The organism is Paenibacillus sp. 2KB_22 (genome assembly GCF_052115745.1).
In the GTDB taxonomy this organism is placed as follows: domain Bacteria; phylum Bacillota; class Bacilli; order Paenibacillales; family Paenibacillaceae; genus Paenibacillus.
Map to the genome: position 1 here is coordinate 1 of NZ_JBFRHG010000029.1, position 503 is coordinate 503.

Sequence of the window (503 nt, forward strand, 5' to 3'; positions counted from 1 at the left end):
AAGTCGGTGGGGTAACCGCAAGGAGCCAGCCGCCGAAGGTGGGATAGATGATTGGGGTGAAGTCGTAACAAGGTAGCCGTATCGGAAGGTGCGGCTGGATCACCTCCTTTCTATGGAGAATCGTTTCCCGAGTGGAAACATTCAAATACAAAATCTAGCCAGGTCGGCTAGTTACTCACTCGTTGCTCAGTTTTGAGAGCTCAAGCTCTCAAACGTTTGGTGGCGATAGCGAAGGGGTTCCACACGTTCCCATCCCGAACACGACCGTTAAGCCCTTCAGCGTCAATGGTACTTGGACCGCAGGGTCCTGGGAGAGTAGAACGCCGCCAAGCGTAACCCATTTTGGGTTCAAATAGTATATATAATGTGGGCCCTTAGCTCAGTTGGTTAGAGCGCACCTCTGATAAGGGTGAGGCCGGTGGTTCGAGTCCACCAGGGCCCACCATCTATACCTTTAAACTTTATATGGGGCCATAGCTCAGCTGGGAGAGCGCCTGCCTTGC

At 52.9% G+C, this 503-nt stretch carries 1 tRNA gene and 2 rRNA genes; all 3 read left to right on the forward strand.

What is annotated here, in order from left to right:
• A 16S ribosomal RNA gene (locus AB4111_RS31125) occupies positions 1-110 on the forward strand; the annotation flags it as partial.
• 105 nt (positions 111-215) lie between these two features.
• Positions 216-332: ribosomal RNA gene (rrf, locus tag AB4111_RS31130) — 5S ribosomal RNA — on the forward strand.
• A gap of 36 nt (positions 333-368) precedes the next feature.
• Positions 369-445 (forward strand) — tRNA-Ile (locus AB4111_RS31135).
• Positions 446-503: the final 58 nt, after the last annotated feature.